The organism is Brochothrix sp. (genome assembly GCF_017549435.1).
Taxonomy (GTDB): domain Bacteria; phylum Bacillota; class Bacilli; order Lactobacillales; family Listeriaceae; genus Brochothrix; species Brochothrix thermosphacta.
The window spans coordinates 1-3,071 of sequence record NZ_JAFYUW010000007.1 but is presented as its reverse complement, the minus strand read 5'-3'; the positions used below and the strand labels follow the sequence as shown (position 1 = coordinate 3,071).

The 3,071-nt window shown below is 33.9% G+C and carries 2 protein-coding genes; both read left to right on the top strand.

Features of this window, described 5'->3' with window-relative positions; translation table 11 throughout:
• The first annotated feature begins 222 nt into the window (after positions 1–222).
• Positions 223–2,463 carry an AraC family transcriptional regulator gene (locus tag IKV95_RS00280; RefSeq protein ID WP_287451286.1) on the top strand — a complete coding sequence of 747 codons (2,241 nt, stop codon included), beginning with the start codon at positions 223–225 and terminating at the stop codon, positions 2,461–2,463.
• A gap of 141 nt (positions 2,464–2,604) precedes the next feature.
• Positions 2,605–3,071 (top strand): hypothetical protein (locus IKV95_RS00275; protein WP_287451285.1); only part of this gene is annotated, 467 nt, incomplete at its 3' end.

The window sequence follows — 3,071 nt, the reverse complement described above, 5'->3', positions numbered from 1 at the left end:
TATAAATGAAGCTGTGCATTATGAAGCGTGGGAAGTTAAAGCTGATAATTGCTAAAGTTATAAAATAGATGTCCACAACTTATACAGTGGAAGTGCATAAGTTTTCTGTGAAAGAGTTATCCACATGTGGATAACTCTTTTTTAACAGCTAAAACTATCTTTCGATTGTAAGATAACTTAAAATAAGAAGAGAGAAGCTAGAGATAGAAATGAGGGTGAGAAATGGTGCCGAAAATTGAGATGACAGTTAAATCTGCCAAAATAGCATTAGAAACAATTGAAACGGTTGATTTTCATGTGAATGATGATTTAAAAGTGTTATTTATTTTGGCTGATCACTTAGAGGTTTTAAAGCAAGGGAAGGTCATTTTATTAAAAGCGGGTGACATTTTTCTTGTTAATCCCGGTGAAATAATTGGAATGGTGGGAAGCTCTAAAAACCGTGTTTTAATGCTGAATATACAGCTGCTGGAGTTTGAACAATTAGTCGGTCAGTTTAAGTTAACCCGTCCACTCTCGTTAAGTTATCATCATGATGCCTATAAAAATTTAACGAAATTACTCTCCCGCTTGTATATTGAACAAATGCAAAAGAAAAAAGGCTATCAAGCAATAATTAGTGGGTGTGTCTCTTTAGTTCTCGGGACATTGCTGCGAACATTAACAATTGAGCCTCTATCATTTAATCGAACGATAGATAATGATAATAAAATTAAAAACAGAGAAGTGATGGCCTATATTAATGAACATCATACCGAAAAATTAACTTTACAAAAGCTGGCGGATCACTTTTATGTGAGTAAATTTTATCTGGCACATCGTTTTAAAGAAGATTTAGGAATGTCAGTAGGTAAGTACCTTAAGGAGATTCGTTTGTTATACGCGATACGTCAGTTGGAAACGAGTCATTTATCGGTGGGAGAGATTGCGATTAATAATGGCTTTCCAAATGTGCGAAGTTTTAGTAATGTTTTTAAAGAACGAAATGGAATGACGCCAACAGAATTTCGTAAAAAGAAACCGATTTTATTTACTGATACGCCAGGTATAGAAGAGTCAGATGTCTATCAATTACTGGAAAACTATATAACAATTGAGGAAATAAGTGAATTAAAGAAACATGATTTTGAGCTTTTTAATAAGAGCATCGATCTGTCTCGCGTTATTGGAAAAATGGCTGTTAAAAATTTTGTTGTCAAACTAAATCCACTCAATTTAACAAATACAACTGCTTTGAAACTGATGCAATTAGGTGTGCGTTATATTGCTGTGGAAAAAATCATTTTGAAAGTTAAACATAATGCTAAAAAAGAAATCTGCTTTAAAGATGTGACCGATATAATTGATAATATTTTACAACAGGGGTTCTTACCCTATATTCAGTTACAGACAGTGGATTGGGAAGCGATAAAACCATCTGAAAAAGCTGTTTTTTTAAAAGTATTAAAACAACTGTCTTATCATCTACAAAGTAACTATCCAGATATGACAGGTTGGGTCTTAGAGTTTAGATGTTTTTATGAAGAGGGAAACGATAGTTCACTTTGTAGAGAGTTAGTCGAGGCAATTCCATATTTTGTAGAGATAATCCCTATCCATCTTCATTTTCCGAGGCATCCACATAACATTGCTGACATTGAAAATAACAGTGGTATTATGATAAAAAGTATTGATGATTTTTCTCAAGTCAGAGAGCTGCCGTTAGAACAGGCAATGGTTGCCTTGGAAGCACCTGCAATTATTGATCGAATTGTAGAGATGGAAAATATTAAAGGTCAGACAGCAATACTTAAGCAAATGGCATCGTTTGATCAGGATGAGTATTTGATAAAAATGACCGAGCTGACAATGGCCAATTCTACAGTATGGTATATGCTTAACCAGCTCAAAAGTGACGGTGCTTATTATATACCACTTTCGTTAGATGCTACGCCGCTTTTTAATTATTTTCCAACAGAATTAGCAGCGAAAATGGCTCTAATGGACGCGTATGGTTTTTTCAAAGTGAACATTCATGCGTATCAATTCATCAGTGAACTATATCGAGAGATTGTATACCAAGATGAACATTGTATTGTTACGAAGAGGCGAGAAAATTATCGGATTTTAATGGTTCGTCCCGAAAAAAGTAGTTTGAATTACATAAGACAAGCTGATTTCAACCAGGATGTGATAGAGCAAGAATCAGCATATGCAAAAATTGAATTAGAGCTTGATAATATTACAGGAACTTATAAAAAAAGTAGTCGTCGTTTATCACCCGAAATTAAGCAACAACAAGACGAATTAATAGTGCTGGATAAAACAGCAACACCTTCGTTAATGGATGTTATGGCTTATAATAACGTACATCAACCAGCAATCGAAATAGAAAAAATAATAATAGAAGAGAATTACCATTTAGAAGTATCCTTACCGTTATTGGGCATTTATTATATTCAATTAGATAAAATGCTGGATTAAACTGTTAAATATTGCTGTCTATCGTTACATGGTGTAATGATAGGCAGCAATATTTTGTTGTTTTTCAACAATAAAACAACCTCAAAACTGTAAGCGTTATCATATAATGATGATGTAAAACATAATTGGGGGGTTAGTCTGATGAATGAGAAAAAAGAACGCAAACTAAAAATAGCAAAACAAGTAAAAACTGACAAAGAATTAGCAAAAAAACAACGGCTAATGTCAAAGAATTTAACAGTAACTGAACGTGATGAATTAAAAAAGAAAGCTAAAGCAGTTAAAAAGGTAACACAAGAGGAATTTAAAACTTTAAGTAAATCAGTGAAAAAACAACGAAAAAAAGATGCAAAGCTCTATCGTAAAATTAAAAACAGACCACGAAATCTCATGATTTGGTCGGTTGTTGCGCTTGCGGTTGTTGGTGTCGGTATTAAAGTAGGTCCAACTGCTGCACATATGTATAGTGTGATGACAGGTAAAAACATAACAATTAACACAGAGACGCCGGCAGGTGAAAAAGCTCGAGCTGCAGGTAATGAAGTGGCTCGTAAGATCGCTAATGAGGGTATTGTATTGATGAAAAACGAAGATAGAAGTCTACCATT

Bases quoted from the DNA above. Each gene is read 5' to 3' on its own strand.
- IKV95_RS00280 (WP_287451286.1), top strand. From the start codon at position 223: ATGGTGCCGAAAATTGAGATGACAGTTAAATCTGCCAAAATAGCATTA.